Origin of the sequence: Roseateles sp. 22389 (assembly GCF_052044995.1) — a bacterium.
Classification (GTDB): Bacteria; Pseudomonadota; Gammaproteobacteria; order Burkholderiales; family Burkholderiaceae_C; genus Roseateles.
The window spans coordinates 369325-389935 of sequence record NZ_JBQEOF010000003.1; the positions used below are offsets into that span (position 1 = coordinate 369325).

The following is a 20611-nucleotide window of genomic DNA, read 5'->3' on the forward strand; positions in this document are numbered from 1 at the left end:
CGCGCTTGATGCGCTCAATCGTCGAAAGAGAAACGCCTGGCCAGCGCCATCAGCGCCCATTCCAGCAGCAGGCCCACGATGCCGATCACGAAGATCGCGATCAGGATGTGCCGCACGTTGAGGTTGTTCCACTCGTCCCAGACCCAGAAGCCGATGCCCACGCCGCCGGTCAGCATCTCCGCCGCGACGATCACCAGCCAGGCCGTGCCCACCGACAGCCGCACGCCGGTCAGCATGTAGGGCAGCACCGCCGGGAACAGGATGCGCGTCACCAGCTTCCACTCCGACAGCCGCAGCACGCGCGCGACGTTCAGGTAGTCCTGCGGCACGCGTTGCACGCCCACCGCGGTGTTGACCACCATCGGCCAGATCGAGCAGATGAAGATGGTCCAGATCGCCGCCGGGTTGGCGCTCTTGAACACCAGCAGCCCGATCGGCAGCCAGGCCAGCGGCGACACCGGCTTGAGCAGGCTGATCAGCGGCGACAGCATGCGGCTCGCGAATTCGAAGCGGCCGATGATGAAACCCAGCGGGATGCCCACCGCCGCCGCCAGGCCGAAGCCCAGCCCGACGCGCTCCAGCGAGTTCAGGATGTTCCAGCCGATGCCCTGGTCGTTGGGGCCGTTGCGATAGAACGGATCGGCGAACAGCTGGACCGCGGCGTCCCAGGTGGCGCCGGGCGTCGGGAAGGCGCCGCCCTTGAGCGTGGCGACGGTCCAGACGAGCCACAGCAGGCCGAGCCCGAGCACCGGCGGCAGCACGCGCATCCACAGGCTGCGCCAGTCGATGCCGGCGCGCGGCGGGCGCGCGGACGGCGCGGCCGGCGCGGCCGGCGTGGAAGGCGCGACCGGTTCGTTGGCCGCGTCGCGGGCCAGCGGCTTGGGCGGGGCCACCGGGGCGCTCATCGGCTCGGCGGCGTCGGTGGGGGAATGGAACACGGCACTGACCATGGCGGCCTCCTGCGGGGATCGGATGAAGCGCCGCTCAGGCGCGGACCTTGAAGGCATCGGCGTACTTCGCCGGATCCTTGCCGTCCCAGACGACGCCGTCGAAGAACTTCGCCGACCGCATCGTCTCCTTGGGCACCGACACGCCCAGCGCGGTCGCGGCCTGCCGGTAGAGCTCGACCTGGTTGACCTGGCGGGCCACGCCCAGGTAGTCCGGATGCTCCTTGATCAGGCCCCAGCGCTTGTGCTGCGTGAGGAACCACATGCCGTCGGACAGCCAGGGGAAGTTGACCTGGCCGTCGTTGAAGAACTTCATGTAGTTGGGGTCGTCCCAGGTCCTTCCCAGGCCGTTCTGGTACCGGCCCAGGATGCGCTGGTTGATCGCGTCGACGCTGGTGTTGACGTAGGCCTTGTCGGCAATGGTCTCGGCCATCTTCTGCTTGTTGGACAGGCTGGCGTCGATCCAGCGGCCCGCCTCGAGCACGGCCATGATCACGGCGCGCGCGGTGTTCGGGTACTTCTTCACGAAGTCGCCGGTGGTGCCCAGCACCTTCTCCGGATGGTCCTTCCAGATGTCCTGCGTCGTGGCCGCGGTGATGCCGATGCCATCGATGATGGCGCGATGGTTCCAGGGCTCGCCGACGCAGAAGCCGTCCATGTTGCCCACGCGCATGTTGGCCACCATCTGCGGCGGCGGCACGGTGATCACCTTGGCGTCCTTCATCGGATTCACGCCCGCGGCGGCCAGCCAGTAGTAGAGCCACATCGCATGCGTGCCGGTCGGGAAGGTCTGCGCGAAGGTGTAGTCGCGCTGCTCCTTCTTCATCGCGCGGGTCAGCGACGCGGCGTCGACCGCGCCCGCCTCGGCGAGCTTCTTCGACAGCGTGATCGCCTGCCCGTTGTTGTTGAGCGTCATCAGCACGGCCATGTCCTTCTTCGGACCCGCCACGCCCAGGTGCACGCCGTAGATCAGGCCGTAGAGGACATGCGCCATGTCGAGCTCGCCGTTGACGAGCTTGTCGCGCACGCCGGCCCAGGAGGCCTCCTTGGTCGGCACGATCTTGATGCCGTACTTCTTGTCGAAGCCCAGCGCGGCGGCCATCACCACCGACGCGCAGTCGGTCAGCGGGATGAAGCCGATGCGGACCTCCTCCTTCTCCGGCTTGTCCGAGCCCGCGGCATAGGCGCCACCGCCCGGCAGCGCGGACAACCCGCCCAGCGCCGCTCCGGCGGCGAGCAGCTTGCGACGCTCAGCGCTCATCAGACCCTCCTTGGAACCGTGTTGCATTCAAGACCTCCAGCGGAAAACCTCTGCGGAAAAACAAAAAGGCGTCGCGACCGTTCCGCGCAAGCGCGAAACCGATCGGACGCCTTTGTCCCAACCTATTCGGAGGCCCCCACGCCGTTGCAGGGGCCCGGACTAGGCATCGCAGGAAGCGTGCCAGCGCAGGCCTGCAGGGCAGCGCCGCCCGCCGCGCGGCGGCATGCACTGTCTGGCGGCATCGATGCGCTGTTGCGGTGCGTCGCGGGCCGTGGCGGCGCGCTTCGGGGCATCGCGGGGCCGGGGCGCCTCGCAGGCATCGCGGATGCGCCGGGCGGCGCCGCGGCGATCAGCCGCGCAGCAGATCGTGCGCGTCGATGACGCGCTGCGCGACCTGCGCCAGCGCCTCGCCACGGTCCATCGCGAGCTTGCGCAGCCGCTGGTAGGCCTGGTCCTCATCCAGGCCCTGCTCGCGCATCAGGATGCCCTTGGCCTTGTCCACCAGCTTGCGCGACGCCAGCTGCGCCTGCGCCTTGCTGAGCTCCTCGCGCAGGGCCAGGTCCTGCTCGAAGCGGGCGATCGCCACATGCAGCACCGGCGCCAGCCGCTGCGTCTGCAGGCCGGCCACGACGTAGGCGCTGACGCCGGCCTGCAGGGCGCGACGCATCGGCGCGCGGTCCTCGTCTTCGGCGAAGACGACGACCGGCCGCGGCATCTTCACCGACAGCGTCGCCAGGTTCTCGAGCGTGTCGCGGGTGGGCGACTCCGCGTCCACGATGACGACATCCGGCTGCAGCCGCAGCACGCAGTCGTGGATCAGCGTCGCCTGCTCGATGACGCCGACGACCTCGTGGCCCTGGCGGGCCAGTTCATCGCGCAGCAGGTCCACGCGGTGCGCGCCATCGTCGATCAGCAGCACGCGCAGGCCCGCGACGGGCGCGGGCGGCGGCGGGCTGGCATCGGGGGCGGGCGGCGGCTTCACGCCCCTGGCCGCGCAAGTTCCGTGCCGAGCCACGTTGGCAATCGACGCTCCCGCCGCGGCGCAAGCGCTGTGCCCGGGGTCCTGCCAAGAGGGGGCGGCGCGACGCGGCGCTTCGCCGTACCGTCGCGGCGAGCGGCGCCCACGCCGCCAGGGAGATCGCCATGCGCCTCGTTCCGCGCCCGGTCCATTTCGCCGGCCTGCTGGTCGCGCTGCTGTCGCTGGGCGGCGGCGCGTCCGCGGCCGAGTTCACCGCCACCGCGCGCGTGATCACCGACACCGCCTTGCGCCAGGAGCAAGCCGGCAGCCTCGACCCCGTCATCCATCTCCGGCAGGCCACGACGGGCGCGCGGTCCGTCCTGACCGACACCGTGGCCGGCACCCGCCAGACGGTGTCCGGCGCGGCCTGGGCCAGCGCCACCTACGGGCACCTGGCCCTGTCCGCGTTCAGCGAGGTGCTGCAGCAGTCCGCGAGCCTGCAGCCCGGCGCCACCGCGCAGGCGCGCGCCGAAGCCAGCCTCGGCGACGCCTTCGTCATCACTTGCGCAAGCTGCGCCGAGGGCACGCGCGGCGCGATGCACTTCAAGGTCGTGCTCGCGGGAGACATCGACCTCACCCACGCCGCCACCGATGCCGCCGGCCAGCCGGCCGCCGAGGCTCCCGGGCGCTGGATGGAGGACTACTGGTCCACCAACCTGTCGATGCACGCCGAGGGCGTCGCGGGCGAATTCCCCGGCCCCGGCACGCTGGCCCTCAACGCCTACGAATCGCGGACCATGCTCAACGACACCGTCGTGCAGGGCAACGGCCGCGAGGGCCTGGGCGAGTACGACTATTTCCTCGAGTTCGAGTTCGGCCGTCCCATCAGCATGAGCTGGAACGTCGTTCTCCAGACCTCGGCCTGGCTGAATCCGGGCGAGCCGGACTTCGCCGGCAGCTTGCGGACGACCAGCTTCGCCGACTTCTCGCACAGCTTCTCCTGGGGCGGCATCTCCGAGGTCTTCGACGCCGCGGGCAATCGCGTGTCCGCGTTCACCGCGCTCAATGGCGAGGGCGTCGACTACGCGCGCGCCCTCGCGGTCGTGCCCGAGCCCGGCACCTGGGCGCTGATGGTGGGCGGGCTGACGCTGCTGGGCAGCCTGGCCCGGCGCGCGCGAGGCGCGGCGCCCCGGAGCTCCCGTGCGAGAACACCAGCGACCCTGCTGGCCGCGCTGCTGGCGCTGGGGTCCGGCGCCGCCACGGCGGCCGAGTTCACCGCCACGGCCGGCGCTTCCGCGCAGGGCGCCACGAAGCAACAGCAGCAGGGCGGTCCGGACCCGAAGACCGGCGACGCGCCCGTCTGGGCCGGCGCGGACGTCAATCTCTACGACGGCGCCCCGGGCGTGCTGCAGTACGCCGGCAGCAACGGCTACGCGAGCGCGAGCTACGGCCACCTCGTCTTCGTGTCCCGCGCAGCGACGACCCAGACCTCCGTCTCCGGCGACCAGCCGGGCGTGCATGCGGAGTCCTATGCCAGCGCGTCGGCCGTCGACAGCTTCACCATCGCCTGCCCCGGCTGCGTGGCCGGCACCCGCGGCACGATGAATTTCCGGGTCGTGCTGGCCGGTGACGTCGGGCTGAACAACTCGTCCACGAACATGGCGGGGCAGCCGATTCCCGGGGCCGCGCGGACCACGCAGTACTCGTGGAGCAGCAACCTGTCGATGCGGGCCGAAGGCGTCGCCATGGAGTTCCCGGGCCCGGGCACGCTGTCGCTGTATGCCTACGACTTCCGGGCCATGGTCAACGACGACATCGTGGCCGGCGGTTCGCGCGAGGGCATGGGCATCTACGACTACCAGCTCGAGTTCGAGTTCGGCAGCCCCATCCACATGAACTGGCTGGCGAGCGCCTCGTCGTCGGCCGACCTGCGTGCCGGCGACGGCAACGCCATCGGCGCCCTCAGCGCGATGGGGTATGCGGCCTTCTCCAACAGTTTCTACTGGGACGGGATCTCCACCGTCACCGATGCCGGCGGGAACCTGGTCAGCGGCTTCACCGCGCTGAACAGCGTCGGCGTCGACTACGCGCGGTCCATGGCCGACGCCGCGGTCGTGCCGGAACCCGGCACCTGGGCGCTGATGGCGGCCGGGGTGGGCCTGCTGGGGATGCTGGCCCGGCGTCGGCCGCGGTCGCCTCGCTCCCGCACGACGATCGCGCCGGCGGTCGCGGTCCTCGGTGGCGTGCTGATGCTGGGCGACGCGGCCCTGGCCCAGCAGCCGACCACGCCGGCCTTCAGCGTCGGCTACCTCTATGAAATGGGGGCGCCCGGCACCAGCGGACGCAGCGCCCAGGGCGGCGGCGAGAGCGCGCTCGGCGAAGTGCGCGGCTTCACCGACGCGGTCGGGGCCCGCGACGCCAGCCTGAACTTCGACGCGCGGATCGAGGGCTGGGGCGCCGCCCGCTACGGCCACCTGCAGGCCTTCGCGAAGGGATCGACGACGCTTTCCACCCGAGGGGAACACGGCGTGTACGTGTCCGGAGGCATCACGACCTCGCTGACCGACAGCTTTGTCATCCAGTGCGGCACCTGCGCCGCCGGCACCACCGGCTGGATGACCTTCAACGTCCGATTCGATGCCGCGACCACCCGGGACAGCGCGCTGGGCCAGCCGGGCGACGGCACCCCGCTTCTGATGGCCGACACGCACTGGACGACCTCGCTGAACCTCAGCGCCGCGGGGGTGCCCGACCCGCCGCCGATGCCGCCCGACGGCTGGGGCGGCCCCAATCCCGGGCAGCTCTGGCAGACCACCTATCGGCTGGACAAGCTGCACAACGGCGAGCACTCGGTCGAGGAAATGACCCGCGGGTCGTCCTCCTCCGGGGAACTGTCCATCGAGTTCGTCTTCGGCGAGCCGATCCGGCTCGACATGAGTCTGAGCGCCTCCGTGCTGGGCGTCGTCTCGTCCGGCGCGAACAGCGCGTCCTTCAGCGGCCACAGCGCGATGGAAACCGACGCGACGCGCAGCATGTACTGGGATGGCATCGGCACCGTGTTCGACGGGCAAGGCAACCGGGTCACCGCCTTCACCGCGCTGAACGCGGCCGGCGTCGACTACGCGCGGTCCTTCGCCAACGCGGCGCCGGTGCCGGAGCCCGGCACCTGGGCGCTGCTGCTGTCGGGGCTGGGGCTGCTGGGCCTCGGTGCGCGGCGCCGACGCGTCGCGATCCGGCGCCTGACGAGCGCCATGTGCGCAGTGGGCGCCGCGGGTCTGCTCGGCCTGGCGGGCCCGGCGCAGGCCCAGACCTTCTCGGTGGACTACAACTACGCCATCAGCGCCTTCGGCGTCGGCGCCCGCCATGGCGCGGACGGTGGCGTGACGCTGCCCGGCGAGAAGCGCCAGTTCAGCGACGCGGTCCGCTACGACGCGCCACTGGAGAAGGCCGCGTCGAGCATGGACGGCTGGGGCGCCGCCTCCGACGGGCATCTGCAGGCCTACATCAAGGGCACGACCTCGCTGGTCGCGCCGGGGCCCAACCACGAGACCTGGCTGTTCGGGGACGTCAAGAGCTCGCTGACCGACAGCTTCATCATCCAATGCGGCACTTGCGCGGCCGGCACGACCGGTCGGATGAACTTCCGCGTCTTCTTCGACGCCGTTCCCACAGGGCAAGGCAGCATGACGCAGTCGCCGCCCAATGCGGAGGCCTTCTACATCGCCAGCAACCTCTGGACGTCCGACCTCGCGGTCCGCGCCGAGGGCCTGTCCAGCCCTGCCGATGGGCAGGTGGACCTGCACCACTACCGCTACGACCGCCTGCTCAACGGTGTGCGCGAGACCGAACAGAGTCCGGGCAGCTCGGCCGGCATGCAGACCCTGTCCATCGATTTCGTGTTCGGCCAGCCCATCCACCTCGACATGAGCCTGGAGGCGTCGCTGTCCGGCAACCTCTACTCGGGAAGGAACACGAACTCGTTCGTCGGCCAGGCCTCGATGGAGACCGATGCGACGCGCAGCATGTACTGGGCCGGCATCAGCAGCGTGCTGGACGCGCAAGGCAACGCCGTCACCGGCTACACCGCGCTCAACCAGCGCGGGCTGGACTACGTGCGCTCGTTCGCCAGCGCGACCGCCGTCCCGGAGCCCGGCACCTGGGCGCTGATGGCCGTCGGACTGGCCTGGCTGGCGCTCGCCCGCCGACGCCGCGCGTAGGCGCATCCAAGGGATTACCCGCACTTCGCGGGTCGGCAACTCCGGGCTACTCACGTTTACGTAAACGTCAACCGGCACCTAGAATCGGCGCCCATGGTCGGTCCCCAGAAGGGATCGACCCACGACAGGCGCCGCGGCGGGACCACCCTCGCCGTCCGCAGGCGACCGCGCCCCCCAGCCGGAGACACACGCATGACCGAGATGTCCGCCGAGTACAAGGCCCTGGCCGAGTACCGCCCCACCCAGAAGGTCCGTTTCGTGACCGCCGCGAGCCTCTTCGACGGCCATGACGCGGCGATCAACATCATGCGGCGCATCCTGCAGAGCATGGGCGCGGAGGTCATCCACCTGGGCCACAACCGCTCGGTGGACGAGGTCGTGACCGCCGCGCTGCAGGAAGATGCGCAGGGCATCGCGGTCAGCTCCTACCAGGGCGGCCACGTCGAATACTTCAAGTACATGGTCGAGCTGCTGCGCCAGCGCGGCGGCGACAAGATCCAGGTGTTCGGCGGCGGCGGCGGCGTGATCGTGCCGGCCGAGATCCGCGACCTGGCCGACCAGGGCGTGCGCATCTTCAGCCCCGAGGACGGCCAGCGCATGGGCCTGCAGGGCATGATCGGCGAGATGGTCATGCGCTGCGACCAGGACCTGAGCGCCGCCGCGCCCGGCGAGATCGCCGCGCTGCAGGGCCATTCGGAAGCCGCGTGGCGCGCGCTCGCGCAGGCGGTCACCGCGCTGGAGAACGGCCGCGCGCCGGCCGGTTTCACCCAGTCACTGCGGGAGGCGGCCCGCGACCTGCGCATCCCGGTGCTCGGCATCACCGGCACCGGCGGCGCCGGCAAGTCCTCGCTGACCGACGAACTGATCCGCCGCCTGCGCCTGGACCAGGACGACGCGTTGCGCATCGCGGTGATCTCGATCGACCCGTCGCGCCGCAAGAGCGGCGGCGCGCTGCTCGGCGACCGCATCCGCATGAACGCCATCGCGCCCTGGGCGGCCGGCCCGCGTGTGTACATGCGTTCGCTGGCCACGCGTGACTTCGGCTCGGAGATCTCGCAGGCGCTGCCCGACGTGATCGCCGCGGCGAAGGTCGCCGGCTTCGACCTCGTCATCGTCGAGACTTCCGGCATCGGCCAGGGCGACGCGGCCATCGTGCCGCACGTGGACGTGCCGATGTACGTGATGACGCCGGAGTTCGGCGCCGCCAGCCAGCTCGAGAAGATCGACATGCTGGACTTCGCCGAGTTCGTGGCGATCAACAAGTTCGACCGCAAGGGCGCGGCCGACGCCTGGCGCGACGTCGCCAAGCAGGTGCAGCGCAACAAGGAAGCCTGGGGCAAGAAGGCCGAGGAGATGCCCGTCTTCGGCACCATGGCCAGCCGCTTCAACGACGACGGCGTCACCGCGCTGTACCAGGCGCTCAAGCCGCGTCTGGCGGAACTCGGCCTGAGCCTGCGCGACGGCCGCCTGCCGATCGCCGCGACGCGCTTCAGCACGCACCAGACGCCGATCGTGCCGCCGGCGCGCGCGCGCTACCTGGCCGAGATCGGCGACACCGTCCGCGCCTACAAGAAACGCGCCCGCGCGCAGGCGCGGCTCGCGCGCGAGATCCAGCAACTCAGCGCCAGCGCCGCGATGCTGGGGCAGTCCGATGGGCAAGCGAACGTGGCGGCGCTCGAGGCGCTCGCCGCATCGCGCCAGGCGAAGCTCGACGCCGACGCGCGCCAGTTGCTCGCGCAGTGGCCCGACATGCAGAAGGCCTACGCCGGCGACGAGTACGTCGTGAAGATCCGCGACAAGGAGATCCGCACCGCGCTGGTGTCGAGCTCGCTGTCGGGCACCAAGATCCGCAAGGTCGTGCTGCCGCCGTACGAGGACCAGGGCGAGCTGCTCAAGTGGCTGATGCTGGAGAACGTGCCGGGCAGCTTCCCCTACACGGCCGGCGTGTTCGCGTTCAAGCGCGAGGGCGAGGACCCGACCCGCATGTTCGCCGGCGAGGGCGACGCCTTCCGCACCAACCGCCGCTTCAAGCTGGTGTCCGAAGGGATGCCGGCCAAGCGGCTGTCGACGGCCTTCGACTCGGTCACGCTCTACGGCGCCGATCCCGCGCCGCGGCCGGACATCTACGGCAAGGTCGGCAACTCCGGCGTCAGCATCGCGACGCTGGACGACATGAAGGTCCTGTACGACGGCTTCGACCTGTGCAACCCGACGACCTCGGTGTCGATGACGATCAACGGCCCGGCGCCGTCGATCCTGGCGATGTTCATGAACACCGCCATCGACCAGCAGCTGGCCAAGTTCAAGGCCGACAACGGCCGCGAGCCCACCGCCGACGAGGCCGCCAAGATCCGCGCCTGGGTGCTGGCCAACGTCCGCGGCACGGTGCAGGCCGACATCCTCAAGGAGGACCAGGGCCAGAACACCTGCATCTTCTCGACCGAGTTCTCGCTCAAGGTGATGGGCGACATCGCGCAGTACTTCGTCAACCATGACGTGCGCAACTTCTATTCGGTGTCGATCAGCGGGTACCACATCGCCGAGGCGGGCGCGAACCCGATCTCGCAGCTCGCGTTCACGCTGTCCAACGGCTTCACCTTCGTGGAGGCCTATCTGGCGCGCGGCATGCACATCGACGATTTCTCGCCCAACCTGAGCTTCTTCTTCAGCAACGGCATGGACCCGGAGTACACCGTGCTGGGCCGCGTCGCGCGCCGCATCTGGGCGGTGGCGATGCGCGACAAGTACGGCGCCAACGAGCGCAGCCAGAAGCTGAAGTACCACATCCAGACCTCGGGCCGCTCGCTGCATGCGCAGGAGATCGCGTTCAACGACATCCGCACCACGCTGCAGGCGCTGATCGCGATCTACGACAACTGCAACTCGCTGCACACCAACGCCTACGACGAGGCGATCACCACGCCGACCGAGGAATCGGTGCGCCGCGCGATGGCGATCCAGCTGATCATCAACCGCGAATGGGGCCTGGCCAAGAACGAGAACCCGAGCCAGGGCGCCTTCATCATCGACGAGCTGACCGAGCTGGTCGAGGAGGCGGTGCTGACCGAGTTCGAGCGCATTGCCGAGCGCGGCGGCGTGCTGGGCGCGATGGAGACGGGTTACCAGCGCAGCAAGATCCAGGAGGAATCGCTGCACTACGAGATGCTCAAGCACACCGGCGAGTACCCGATCATCGGCGTCAACACCTTCCGCAACCCGCATGGCGACCCGGTGCCGGAGCACATCGAGCTGGCGCGCTCGACCGAGGACGAGAAGCAGAGCCAGCTGACGCGCCTGGGCGAGTTCCATGCGCGCCACGCGGCCGAGTCGCCGGCGATGCTCAAGCGGCTGCAGCAGGCGGTGATCGACAACGGCAACGTCTTCGAGGTGCTGATGGACGCGGTGCGGGTCTGCTCGCTGGGGCAGATCACGGCGGCGCTGTTCGAGGTCGGCGGGCAGTACCGGCGCAGCATGTGAGCCCGGCCGGGCGCATGACCCGGCCCCTTCCGCACAGCCCCCGACCCGAGGGGCCCGGGCCTTCCCTGCCTTGCCGTGTCCAGGGGGCACTCCCATAATCGATCGCACCCACGTCGACGGGAGTCCGCCATGCTGCAGACGCTGAACCGGATGAAGATCACCACCCTGCTCCAGGTCGGCTTCGCGGCGGTGCTCGCGATGGCGGCCCTGATGACCGGCGTGGGGGTGATGAAGCTGCGCGAGATGGTGCGCCTGAGCGACGGCCTGCATGTGCTCGAGCAGCGCCGGCTGATGGCCACGAACTGGCGCGCCGCGACCGAGCTCAACCTCAATCGCGTGATGGCGATCGCCAAGTCCGGCGGGCACGACGGGCTGACCGCATTCCTCTCCGGCGAAATGACGCGCACCACCGAGCGCATCAACCAGCTCCAGGCTGACCTGGAGAAGGCCATCGACGACCCGGAGCAGAAGGCGCAGCTGCCGGTCATCGCCGCCGAGCGCCAGCGCTACGTCGACATCCGCAAGGGCGTGATGGCCGCGATCAAGGCCGACCCGGCGGCGGGCGGCCGGCAGGTCGACCAGACCCTGATCCCGGCGGCGACCAGTTACCTCGCGTCGGTCGAGAAGCTCGTGGCGCTGATCTCCGAGGACACCGACGCCTACGCCGCGCGCCAGCGCGAGCAGGCCTCACAGGCGGCGACGCTGATGCTGGCGCTGACCGGCCTGGCGGTGGTGCTGGGCATCTTCATCGCGTGGCGGATCACGCAGTCGGTGCGAGCGCCGATGGTGCGCGCCGGCGCGGTGGCGCAGACCATCGCCAGCGGCGACCTGAGCCAGGACATCGTCGTCGATCGCAGCGACGAGATCGGCGTGCTGCTGCGCGAGCTGAGCGCGATGCAGGACGCGCTGCGGCGTATGGTGCGGCAGGTCCGCGACGGCACCGAGACCATCAACGTCGCGACGCAGGAGATCGCGACCGGCAACCAGGACCTGTCGGCGCGCACCGAGGCGACGGCCTCCAACCTGCAGCAGACGGCCTCGTCGATGGAGGAGCTGACCGGCACGGTGGCGCACACGGCGAGCTCGGCCCAGCAGGCCAACGCGCTGGTGAGCGCGACGCGCGAGTCGGCCTCCAAGGGCGGCGACGTGGTGAGCGAGGTGGTCGAGGTGATGCAGCAGATCGAGTCGAGTTCGCGGCGCATCAACGACATCATCGGCGTCATCGACGGCATCGCCTTCCAGACCAACATCCTGGCCCTGAACGCGGCGGTGGAGGCGGCGCGGGCCGGCGAGCAGGGACGCGGCTTCGCGGTGGTTGCCGGCGAGGTGCGCGCGCTGGCGCAGCGCTCGGCCGGCGCGGCCAAGGAGATCAAAGCGCTGATCGGCGAGAGCGTCTCGCGCGTGGACGCCGGCACGCGGCTGGTACAGGACGCCGGCACGACGATGGGCGAGATCGTGCAAGGCGTGCGCCGCGTGGCAGATATCGTCGGCGAGATCGCCACGGCGGCCGCCGAGCAGAAGGATGGCATCGGCCAGGTCAACGTCGCCGTGCAGCGGCTGGACGAGATGACGCAGCAGAACGCCGCGCTGGTCGAGGAATCCGCCGCCGCGGCGGGCAGCCTGCGCTCGCAGGCGGAGCAGCTGAACGCGCTGGTGAGCGCGTTCAGGCTGGCGGCGTAGGAGGCAGGGGCCGGGCTGGCGCAATGGCGAAGCATCGACCCGTCCGGTGGGCCATGGACCGCGCTCGGGCGGCCCGGGTCATCGACCCTGAAGCCTCAGGGCACGACCGCCAGGAACAGGAACACGACGAACACCACCATGTGCACGGCGCCTTGCAGCACCGTGGCGCGTCCGCCGCCCAGCGTGAGGCCGCCGACGATGAAGGTCAGGAACAGCAGCACCATGCTCAGCGGCGTGAGCCCCAGCACCAGGGAATGCGGGAACAGCGGCGACAGCACCGCCACCGTCGGGATCGTCAGCCCGATGCTCGCCAAGCCCGATCCCAGCGCGAGGTTCAGGCTGGTCTGAAGTCGGTTGTGCAGCGCCGCGCGCACCGCCGCGACCGTCTCCGGCAGCAGCACCAGCATCGCCACGATCACGCCCACCAGCGACGGCGGCGCGCCGATCGCATGCACGCCGCGCTCGATCGTCGGCGCCAGCAGCTTGGCCAGACCGACCACGCCCACCAGGCACACCAGCAGCAGCGCCAGGCTCAGCCCGGCCACGCGCCAGCTCGGCGGCTCGGCATGCGTGTCCTGGTCGTCGACGCCGGCCACCGGCAGGAAGTAGTCGCGGTGCCGCACCGCCTGCACGAACACGAAGGCGCCGTACAGCACCAGCGACACGCCGCCCGCGAAGAGCAGCTGCGCGGTGGTGAAGGTCGGCCCCGCTGAACTCGTCGTGAAGGCCGGCAGCACCAGCGTCAGCACCGACAGCGCCGCCAGGACCGCCAGCGTCGGGCTCGTGCCCTCGACGCGGAAAGCCAGCTCCTGGTGTTTCCAGCCGCCGACCAGGATGCACAGGCCCAGCACGCCGTTGCAGACGATCATGATCGCGGAGAACACCGTGTCCCGCGCCAGCGTGTTGGTGGGCTCGCCCCCCGCGAGCATCAACGACACGATCAGCGCCACCTCGATGATGGTCACCGCGACCGCCAGCACCAGCGAGCCATAGGGCTCGCCCACCCGGTGCGCGACCACCTCCGCGTGATGCACCGCCGCGAGCACCGCGCCGATCAGCAGGACGCTGACCACCGCCAGCACCAGCGTCGAGTTGCCGCCGGCCGTCAGCCCCAGCAGCGCGAGGATCGCCGCCAGCGGCGCGAGCAGCGTCCAGATCGGCAGGGCCGCCGGCAGGCGGGCGAGAAGGGAGTTCGAGGGCTTGGCGCGCATGGGGACCGAGCATAGACCACGATGGTCGCCCGCCCGTGGACGCGTTAGGCTGCGACGCCATGCCCACCCTCGATCCCCGCGTCGATGCCTACATCGAGCGCGCCGCTCCCTTCGCGCAGGAGATCCTGCGGTACTGGCGCGCGACCGTGCATGCCCACTGCCCCGAGGTCGTCGAGACGATCAAGTGGGGCTTCCCCAACTTCACCTACCGCGACCGGATCCTGACCGGCATGGCCGCCTTCAAGGCGCACTGCTCGATCGGCTTCTGGCACGGGGCGGCGGCCGTCGGCGCGGCGCATGCGAAGGACGGCGCCATGGGCGATCTCGGCCGCGTCGCCTCGCTCCAGGACCTGCCGGCCCCGGCGGAGCAGCAGGCCATCCTGCAGCGCGCGATGCGCCTCATCGAGGACGGCGTGAAGGCCCGGCCCGCCAAGGCGGCCGCGCCCCGGCCACCGCTGGCGACGCCGGACGACCTGGGCGCGGCGCTCCAGGCCAACGCGGCGGCGCGAGCGACCTTCGAGGCCTTCCCGCCCGGCCAGCAGCGCGAATACATCGAGTGGATCGTCGAGGCAAAGCAGGCCGGCACCCGCGAGAAGCGCCTGGCGCAAGCCATCGCGTGGATGGCGGAAGGCAAGCGCCGCAACTGGAAATACGAGCGCCGCTGAACCTCAGGCCGCCGGGCTCTCCATGCCGAGCTCCCAGCCGCTGTCGTGCAGCTGCACGTTGTTGCGGCCACCGTCCTTGGCGCGATAGAGCGCGCGGTCGGCGCGCATGAACAGCTGGTCGGCGGTCAGCTGTCCGCCCGGCGCCGCCACCGCGATGCCGGCGGAGACGGTCAAGGCGAAGTCGTGGCCCTCGCCGTCGCACAGCCGCAGCGTCGCCACCGCCTCGCGGATCTGTTCCACCAGGCGCGCCGCGCCCGGTCCGTCGGTGGCCGGCAGGATCAGCCCGAACTCCTCCCCGCCCCAGCGCCCCACCACGTCCGACGCGCGCAGCCGGGCGCGCACCTCCGCCGCGAAGGCGCGCAGCGCATCGTCGCCCGCATGGTGGCCGTGGCAGTCGTTGACGTCCTTGAAGTGGTCCAGGTCCAGCAGCACGAAAGCCAGCGGCGTGCCTTCGCGTCGACCGCGCTCCAGCTCATGCCGCAGCAGCGCATCCGCCGTCATCCGGTTCAGGCAGCCGGTGAGGCCGTCGGTGGAGGCCATCTCCTCCATGCGACGCGCGATGCGCTCGAAATTGGCGAGCACGAAACCGAAGCCCGCGCCGATCAGGCAGATGAAGCTGAACAGGAAGGTCAGGCCCTGGCCCAGGCTGCTCTGCATCAGGTCGCGGTACTCCTCCGGATTCGTCAGCGCATGCACGCTGCGCAGCAGCAGGCTGGTCGCCGCGGCGACCAGCGTCAGGCCGACGGCGCGCAGCGACGACTCGCCGCGCCAGCCCGGCCCCAGCAGCACGAGGATGGCCGGGCACAGCAGCAGCGCGAAGACCAGCGAGATCGCGCTGGTGCGCAGCGCCAGCGGCCAGGTCAGCATCCAGGCCGTGAGCGTCCACGCCACCAACGGGGCGCTCCACCACATCCAGCGCGGCAACGAGCGACCCAGCACGTGGCGATGGATGGCCTCGTTGTAGAACACGATGCCCAGCGCGATCAGGCCGTTGCCCAGCAGCGCCGACACCCACACCGGCACCACCAGCCGGGCCGTCAACATCGCGAAGCCGGCCAGCAGCGTCCACGAGCCCCAGGTCCACACCGCCAGATCCAGGTAGCGCAGCCGGCTGCGCTGCGCCGCCCACAGCTGCACGCCGAGCATCGCGAAGCCGCTCAGCAGCGCCAACATCAGCGTGGGGATGTGGATGGACGCCATGACGAGCGAGTGTAGTGATCCCGGACCGGCGCCCGTCCCCCTACATCGCGGGCCCGAGGCGTCAAGTTGACGTCAAGCCGTGGCACCCGGACGAAGCTCGGGAAGGGATGCTCAGGTCAGGCGGTCGATCAGCGCCATCGCGGCGGCGGGCGCGCGTTCCTTGGCGCCGCTGATGAAGAACACGAACACGTCGCGCGGCCGCCGCGGCGGCGTGCGGTCGGCCTCGACCAGCGGCAGGCGGTCCGGCTGGCCGCCCGAGGCCCAGCGCGAGGCGCTGGCGGCGATGCCGTCGAGCTCCTCCTCGGTGACGCCGGTCTCCAGCTCGGACCGGGTGCGCATCACGCGGGTGTAGACGAAGTCGGTGGTCAGGTCCGGGATGGGCGGGTAGTCGTCCGACTCGGTGAACACGACGGCGGCGCCGTGGTCGCGCGCCATCGCCAGGAACTCGGCGCGGCGGAAGCTCTCATGACGCACGTCGAGCGCGTGGCGCAGCGCCACGCCACCGGACTGCGCCGGCAGCAGCTTCAGGAAGGCGCCGAAGTCGACGGGATCGAATCGCTTGCTCGGCGCGAACTGCCAGACGATGGGCCCGAGCTTGGGCCCGAGTTCCGCGACGCCGCTGTCGATGAAGCGCATGACCGATTCGCCGGCCTCGGCCAGCACCCGCCGGTTGGTGGCGAAGCGGTTGGCCTTGAGCGAGAACACGAAGCCCTCGGGCGCCGTGTCGCGCCACTTCGCGAAGGTGGCCGGCTTGAAGGTCGAGTAGTAGGTGCCGTTGACCTCGATGGCGCTCAGCTTGCGGCTGGCGTATTCCAGCTCGCGCGACGCCGGCAGATCCTTCGGATAGAAGGTCTCGCGCCAGGGTTCGAAGTTCCATCCGCCGATGCCCACATGGATCGAGGTGCTCATGTCGTCGTGTCCTCCAGCAGTCGTTCGAGTCGGGCCTGCCCGCGCCGCGTGACGCGCAGCGCGCGGCTGTCGGGATCGGGGTCGAGCCAGTCCTGCGCCAGCATCGCCTGCAGCCAGGCCGCGCCCAGCGCGCCGCCCAGGTGCGGCCGGCGTTCGCTCCAGTCCATGCAGGCGCAGGCCAGGCGCCGTCGACGCGCGCCGGTGGCCGCGGCGACATCGACGCCCAGCGCGCGCAGCGCGTCCAGGCCTTCGTCGGTGCAGCGGTAGCCGCGGGCCTCGTCGGGATCGGGCGTCATCCAGCGCTGGCGCAGCGCATGGTCGTGCAGCCGCACACCCCAGTGGCCGGCGAGGTGGTCGTAGCAGCGCCGCGCCTGGCGCAGCGCGGGCGGGGTGCTGGGCTCGAAGCGCGGGCGCGGCAGGCCGGCCAGCACCAGCATCGCCTCCAGGGCCTGGCCCACCTCGGCGCCCGCGAGCCGGTAGTAGCGGTGCTTGCCCTGGGCCATGCAGCCGACCAGCCCTTGCGCGAGCAGCTTGGCCAGGTGGGCGCTGGCGGTCGAGGCCGCGACCTCGCCGACGGCGGCCAGCTCGGTGGCGGTGCGCGCGTGGCCGTCCATCAGGCAGCAGAGCATGCGCGCGCGGACCGGCTCGGCCATGCTGGCGGCGATGTGCGCCAGCGCCTCGTCGGCGGTGGGGGCGTCAATCATGTTTCGATGCTAAGCGAAGCGTTCCCGGCGATCCATCGCGAAGATTCCCCCATCTCCCATCCCCTCGCCCACCCGGGCGCCCACGCGATGACCGCTTGTCCCTTCCATGCGCGGCACGATGCCAATGCCCAGGTCGTTGGCGCCGCTGATGCCGTTGACACCGATGCCCCGATCGCCGACGCGCTGAGCATCGATGCGCCGCTCGCGCCCCTGCTCGACCCTGCATTGCGAATGCGGCCGCCGGACGAGCCGCTGCCACCGCCGCTGCGCGTCCAAGGTGGGCCGCTGGCCGAGGTCTTCTCGCGCTGGCTGCGGCAGCGCGACGACGCGGACCACGCGCCGGAGAAGGCGGCGCTCGCGCGCGCGCTGCTGGCGCTGTCCGATGACGACGTCCGCGCCCATGCCCGTCGCCAGGCAGTCATCGCCGCGCTGGGCGGCTGGTCCCACTGGCATTGGGCGGTCCCTGCATCGACGGTGGCGAGCCTGCTGGGCCTGCCCATGGAGGAGCTCGCGGCCCAGCGCCGACTACATGGGCAACTGCGCGCGATGGCGGCCGGCCTGGGCGCCCAGGCGACGGGTGAGGCGGTCCGCGCGGGCGGCGAAGCGGTGGCGACGCTGCTGAGCGCGCTCGACGACGCCGAGCACCGCGCGCCCGATGCGCCGCTGCAATGGACCTTGCTCCGGTACGCCGCGCCCTCGCGCTGGACCGACCGCGCCGCGTTCACCGCGAACCGGCTCGCGCTGATCTGGCAGAGCCATGAAGCGGGCGCCGCGCTGCTGGGCCATGCGCTGCTCGGTGATTCGTGGGTGGGCGGCGCACCGACGCGCGAAGCCCTGCTGCGCCTGGCACGCGAGGGCGGCGCCGTGCGCGTGACCCGGCGTTTCGACGCCCGGCAGCAGCCCTCCGCACCGGTCACCGTGCCGCTGGCCGGCACCGACCACCCCTTCGGCGACGGCGCCCACCGCTGCCCGGGACAAGGCCTGGCGCTGGGCATCTCGTTGGCGGCGCTGCAGTGGCTCGCCGAGCAATCGGGGCTGCGTCCGCCGACCGCCGTCGCGCCGCTGGCGTTGCCCAACATGGACATTCCGCAATTCAAGGAGGAGGAGCTTTTCCCATGATCGCCGTCATCTTCGAAGTCACGCCCAGCGCCGACGGTCGCGACCGCTACCTCGAGCTCGCCGCCGAGCTCAAGCCCCTGCTGCAGGAGATCGATGGTTTCCTCAGCATCGAGCGCTTCCAGAGCCTGACCGACCCGGGCAAGCTGCTCTCGCTGTCCTTCTGGCGCGACGAGGCGGCGGTGCAGGCCTGGCGGCGTCCGGAGGCGCATCGCCAAGCGCAATCGGAGGGCCGCGCGGGCGTGTTCGCCGACTACCGGTTGCGCGTCGCCGCGGTGCTCCGCGATTACGGCATGCAGGCACGCGACGAGGCGCCCACGGACAGTCGAGAGCGCCATCGCGCCTGAAGTGCCCATGGCGCCGGTGGTGTCGGTGGCATCGGTCGTGTCGGGATAGGCGCATCGGTCGCGCGACGCTCGAGAGCCGCGTAACGCGCGTAACGGTTCTCGCGCTGCCGACTCGTCCATCGCGCGGGCGATTTCGTCGCAGGATGGCGCCGGCGCCGCGCGGCGTGCCGAGAATCGCCGCCATTCCAACGACGCCGCCTCGAAGCCGGCTCCTTGCTTCCCATGTCCTCCCCTTCCCTGCCCGGCTCGGGCACCCCGCGCCTGCATGGCCTGGACACGCTGCGTGCCGCGGCCATCCTGCTGGTCTTCGCCTACCACTACCAGGTCTTCGTCAGCGGCGAGTCGACCTTCGGCTGGCTGAGCCGCATCGGCTGGGCCGGCGTCGACCTGTTCTTCGTGCTCAGCGGCTACCTGATCGCCAACCAGCTGATGGGCGGGATCGCGCGCGGCGAGCGGCTGTCGCTGCCGCGCTTCTATGGCCGGCGCCTGCTGCGCACGCTGCCCAACTTCTACGTCGTGCTGGCGCTCTACCTGTTGCTGCCCCAGCTGATGGGCGGCCGTGAGCCACCCCCGCTGTGGCGCTTCCTGACCTTCACCCAGAACATCGGCCTGGCGCCCGGCACGGCGTTCTCGCACGCCTGGTCGCTGTGCATCGAGGAGCAGTTCTACCTGATGCTCCCGGCCGCTCTGATGCTGGGCGCGGCCCTGAAGTCGGGCCGGCGCGTGCTGGCCTGGTCGCTGATCGCCGGGCTGACGCTGGCCGCGATCGCGTGGCGCGATCACCTGTGGCGGCGCTACGGCACGCAGGATCCGTCGCTCGGCTACTACCCGCAGCTCTATTACGGCAGCCTCGCGCGCCTGGACGAATTCCTGCCCGGCGTCGCCATCGCCCTGCTGAAGCATGGCCATGCGGACCTGTGGGCCGCGCTCATGCGTCGCGCGCGGATGCTGCTGGTCGCCGGCGTCACGGCCAGCATCGGCATGCTCACGCTGATGCTGCACTTCTATTACATCGACGGCTACGGCTATGGCCACGCGATGAGCAGCTGGGGCTACAGCGCACTCGCCTGGAGCTTCGGCCTGATGACCCTGGCGGCGCTCGCACCGCGTGGCGCGCTGTCGCGCGTCGAGGTCCCGGGCGCGAATGCGCTGGCGCGCTGGTCCTACGCGCTGTACCTCACCCACAAGCCGATCGCCTACGCGCTGATCCAGCCGTTGGCGGCGTTCGGGCTGACGCGCACCTCGGGCGCGGCGGTGCCGGTGATCGCGGCGGTCTGCCTGCTGGGCGGATGGCTGCTCTACCGGGGGGTCGAGCGGCCCTTCCTGAACTGGCGCGACCGCTGGATCCCATCGCAGTTCGTTGACGCGACGCGTGCTACAACCGCGGGCCAAAGGAGTCCCCAGCATGCCTAGCCCCCGTTCCTCCCGCCCTCGCCGTCCGGCGGTCCTGTCCCTCGGCGCCCTGGCGCTGAGCCTGCTCGCCACCGCCTGCATGGGCGCGAACGCCGAGGAGATCGGCGACGTGAGCACGGTGTTCAAGTTCATCGGCCCGAACCACAAGATCGTCGTCGACGCCTACGACGACCCGGCGGTGAACGGCGTGACCTGCTACGTCTCGCGCGCGAAGACCGGCGGCATCAAGGGCGGCCTGGGGCTGGCCGAGGACAAGTCCGAGGCCTCCATCGCCTGCCGCGCGGTCGGTCCGATCAGCATCCCCAAGCCGCTGCCGCGGCAGGAGGAGGTGTTCTCCGAGCGCGCCTCGCTGGTGTTCAAGCGGCTGCGCGTCGTCCGCATGGTCGACGCCAAGCGCAACACGCTGGTCTACCTGACCTACTCGGACCGCGTCATCGAGGGCTCGCCGCAGAACAGCGTGACCGCCGTGCCGGTGGACCGCGGCACCGTCATCCCGGTGAAGTAAG

General features: G+C 70.8%; 15 protein-coding genes. 8 read left to right on the forward strand and 7 right to left on the reverse strand.

Translation table 11 applies throughout. The features are described from left to right. Positions 1-14: 14 nt before the first annotated feature. From ntrB to ACTJKJ_RS06615, 3 genes are all read right to left on the reverse strand, one after another. Positions 15-950 carry a nitrate ABC transporter permease gene (gene ntrB, locus ACTJKJ_RS06605; protein ID WP_440819946.1) on the reverse strand — a complete coding sequence of 312 codons (936 nt, stop codon included), beginning with the start codon at positions 948-950 and terminating at the stop codon, positions 15-17. Positions 951-984: 34 nt separating this feature from the next. After that, positions 985-2208 carry a CmpA/NrtA family ABC transporter substrate-binding protein gene (locus ACTJKJ_RS06610; protein WP_147240769.1) on the reverse strand — a complete coding sequence of 408 codons (1224 nt, stop codon included), beginning with the start codon at positions 2206-2208 and terminating at the stop codon, positions 985-987. 349 nt (positions 2209-2557) lie between these two features. Continuing rightward, positions 2558-3190 carry an ANTAR domain-containing response regulator gene (locus tag ACTJKJ_RS06615; RefSeq protein WP_297385099.1) on the reverse strand — a complete coding sequence of 211 codons (633 nt, stop codon included), beginning with the start codon at positions 3188-3190 and terminating at the stop codon, positions 2558-2560. Between the two features lie 161 nt (positions 3191-3351). Between ACTJKJ_RS06615 and ACTJKJ_RS06620 the strand changes: the two genes are divergently transcribed. The 3 genes from ACTJKJ_RS06620 (at position 3352) to ACTJKJ_RS06630 (ending at position 12540) form a co-directional block, all read left to right on the forward strand. Beyond that, positions 3352-7383: a PEP-CTERM sorting domain-containing protein gene (locus ACTJKJ_RS06620; RefSeq protein WP_297385097.1), complete on the forward strand. Its 4032-nt coding sequence runs from the start codon at positions 3352-3354 to the stop codon at positions 7381-7383. A 192-nt stretch (positions 7384-7575) separates the two neighbouring features. Continuing rightward, positions 7576-10860 carry a fused isobutyryl-CoA mutase/GTPase IcmF gene (icmF, locus tag ACTJKJ_RS06625; RefSeq protein WP_440819947.1) on the forward strand — a complete coding sequence of 1095 codons (3285 nt, stop codon included), beginning with the start codon at positions 7576-7578 and terminating at the stop codon, positions 10858-10860. Between the two features lie 129 nt (positions 10861-10989). Then, positions 10990-12540, forward strand: coding sequence for a methyl-accepting chemotaxis protein (locus ACTJKJ_RS06630; RefSeq protein ID WP_297385093.1), 1551 nt, complete (start codon positions 10990-10992; stop codon positions 12538-12540). 95 nt (positions 12541-12635) lie between these two features. On the opposite strand, the gene ACTJKJ_RS06635 is transcribed toward ACTJKJ_RS06630, so the two are convergent. Next, positions 12636-13751, reverse strand: coding sequence for a calcium:proton antiporter (locus ACTJKJ_RS06635; RefSeq protein ID WP_440819948.1), 1116 nt, complete (start codon positions 13749-13751; stop codon positions 12636-12638). Between the two features lie 59 nt (positions 13752-13810). Between ACTJKJ_RS06635 and ACTJKJ_RS06640 the strand changes: the two genes are divergently transcribed. After that, positions 13811-14416: a YdeI/OmpD-associated family protein gene (locus ACTJKJ_RS06640; RefSeq protein ID WP_440819949.1), complete on the forward strand. Its 606-nt coding sequence runs from the start codon at positions 13811-13813 to the stop codon at positions 14414-14416. Positions 14417-14419: 3 nt separating this feature from the next. On the opposite strand, the gene ACTJKJ_RS06645 is transcribed toward ACTJKJ_RS06640, so the two are convergent. The 3 genes from ACTJKJ_RS06645 to ACTJKJ_RS06655 form a co-directional block, all read right to left on the reverse strand. Continuing rightward, positions 14420-15616, reverse strand: a complete 1197-nt coding sequence (locus ACTJKJ_RS06645) for a GGDEF domain-containing protein (protein WP_297385088.1) — start codon at positions 15614-15616, stop codon at positions 14420-14422. Between the two features lie 111 nt (positions 15617-15727). Then, positions 15728-16525 (reverse strand): DUF72 domain-containing protein, encoded by a 798-nt coding sequence (locus tag ACTJKJ_RS06650; RefSeq protein ID WP_297385086.1) that lies wholly within the window; start codon positions 16523-16525, stop codon positions 15728-15730. Beyond that, complete coding sequence (locus ACTJKJ_RS06655; RefSeq protein ID WP_091724877.1) at positions 16522-17226, reverse strand: ArsR/SmtB family transcription factor; 705 nt, start codon at positions 17224-17226, stop codon at positions 16522-16524. The genes ACTJKJ_RS06650 and ACTJKJ_RS06655 overlap by 4 nt, the downstream gene beginning before the upstream one ends. Before the next feature lie 90 nt (positions 17227-17316). Between ACTJKJ_RS06655 and ACTJKJ_RS06660 the strand changes: the two genes are divergently transcribed. The 4 genes from ACTJKJ_RS06660 to ACTJKJ_RS06675 all read left to right on the forward strand — a co-directional run bounded on the left by ACTJKJ_RS06660 (position 17317) and on the right by ACTJKJ_RS06675 (position 20610). Continuing rightward, positions 17317-18348, forward strand: coding sequence for a hypothetical protein (locus ACTJKJ_RS06660; protein WP_440819950.1), 1032 nt, complete (start codon positions 17317-17319; stop codon positions 18346-18348). Next, positions 18345-18692 carry an antibiotic biosynthesis monooxygenase family protein gene (locus tag ACTJKJ_RS06665; RefSeq protein ID WP_440819951.1) on the forward strand — a complete coding sequence of 116 codons (348 nt, stop codon included), beginning with the start codon at positions 18345-18347 and terminating at the stop codon, positions 18690-18692. Before ACTJKJ_RS06660 ends, ACTJKJ_RS06665 begins: the two co-directional genes overlap by 4 nt. Before the next feature lie 222 nt (positions 18693-18914). Continuing rightward, positions 18915-20105, forward strand: coding sequence for an acyltransferase family protein (locus ACTJKJ_RS06670; protein WP_440819952.1), 1191 nt, complete (start codon positions 18915-18917; stop codon positions 20103-20105). Further along, the gene (locus tag ACTJKJ_RS06675) at positions 20098-20610 is read left to right on the forward strand and encodes a CreA family protein (protein WP_091719777.1); all 513 of its coding nucleotides are present in this window, start codon (positions 20098-20100) and stop codon (positions 20608-20610) included. The genes ACTJKJ_RS06670 and ACTJKJ_RS06675 overlap by 8 nt, the downstream gene beginning before the upstream one ends. Position 20611 lies beyond the last annotated feature (1 nt).

Coding starts and splice junctions, on each gene's coding strand:
- ACTJKJ_RS06670 (WP_440819952.1), top strand. CDS start 18,915: ATGTCCTCCCCTTCCCTGCCCGGCTCGGGCACCCCGCGCCTGCATGGC.
- ACTJKJ_RS06635 (WP_440819948.1), bottom strand. CDS start 13,751: ATGCGCGCCAAGCCCTCGAACTCCCTTCTCGCCCGCCTGCCGGCGGCC.
- ACTJKJ_RS06650 (WP_297385086.1), bottom strand. CDS start 16,525: ATGAGCACCTCGATCCATGTGGGCATCGGCGGATGGAACTTCGAACCC.
- ACTJKJ_RS06660 (WP_440819950.1), top strand. CDS start 17,317: ATGACCGCTTGTCCCTTCCATGCGCGGCACGATGCCAATGCCCAGGTC.
- ACTJKJ_RS06645 (WP_297385088.1), bottom strand. CDS start 15,616: ATGGCGTCCATCCACATCCCCACGCTGATGTTGGCGCTGCTGAGCGGC.
- ntrB (WP_440819946.1), bottom strand. CDS start 950: ATGGTCAGTGCCGTGTTCCATTCCCCCACCGACGCCGCCGAGCCGATG.
- ACTJKJ_RS06675 (WP_091719777.1), top strand. CDS start 20,098: ATGCCTAGCCCCCGTTCCTCCCGCCCTCGCCGTCCGGCGGTCCTGTCC.
- ACTJKJ_RS06620 (WP_297385097.1), top strand. CDS start 3,352: ATGCGCCTCGTTCCGCGCCCGGTCCATTTCGCCGGCCTGCTGGTCGCG.
- ACTJKJ_RS06640 (WP_440819949.1), top strand. CDS start 13,811: ATGCCCACCCTCGATCCCCGCGTCGATGCCTACATCGAGCGCGCCGCT.
- ACTJKJ_RS06630 (WP_297385093.1), top strand. CDS start 10,990: ATGCTGCAGACGCTGAACCGGATGAAGATCACCACCCTGCTCCAGGTC.
- ACTJKJ_RS06665 (WP_440819951.1), top strand. CDS start 18,345: ATGATCGCCGTCATCTTCGAAGTCACGCCCAGCGCCGACGGTCGCGAC.
- icmF (WP_440819947.1), top strand. CDS start 7,576: ATGACCGAGATGTCCGCCGAGTACAAGGCCCTGGCCGAGTACCGCCCC.
- ACTJKJ_RS06610 (WP_147240769.1), bottom strand. CDS start 2,208: ATGAGCGCTGAGCGTCGCAAGCTGCTCGCCGCCGGAGCGGCGCTGGGC.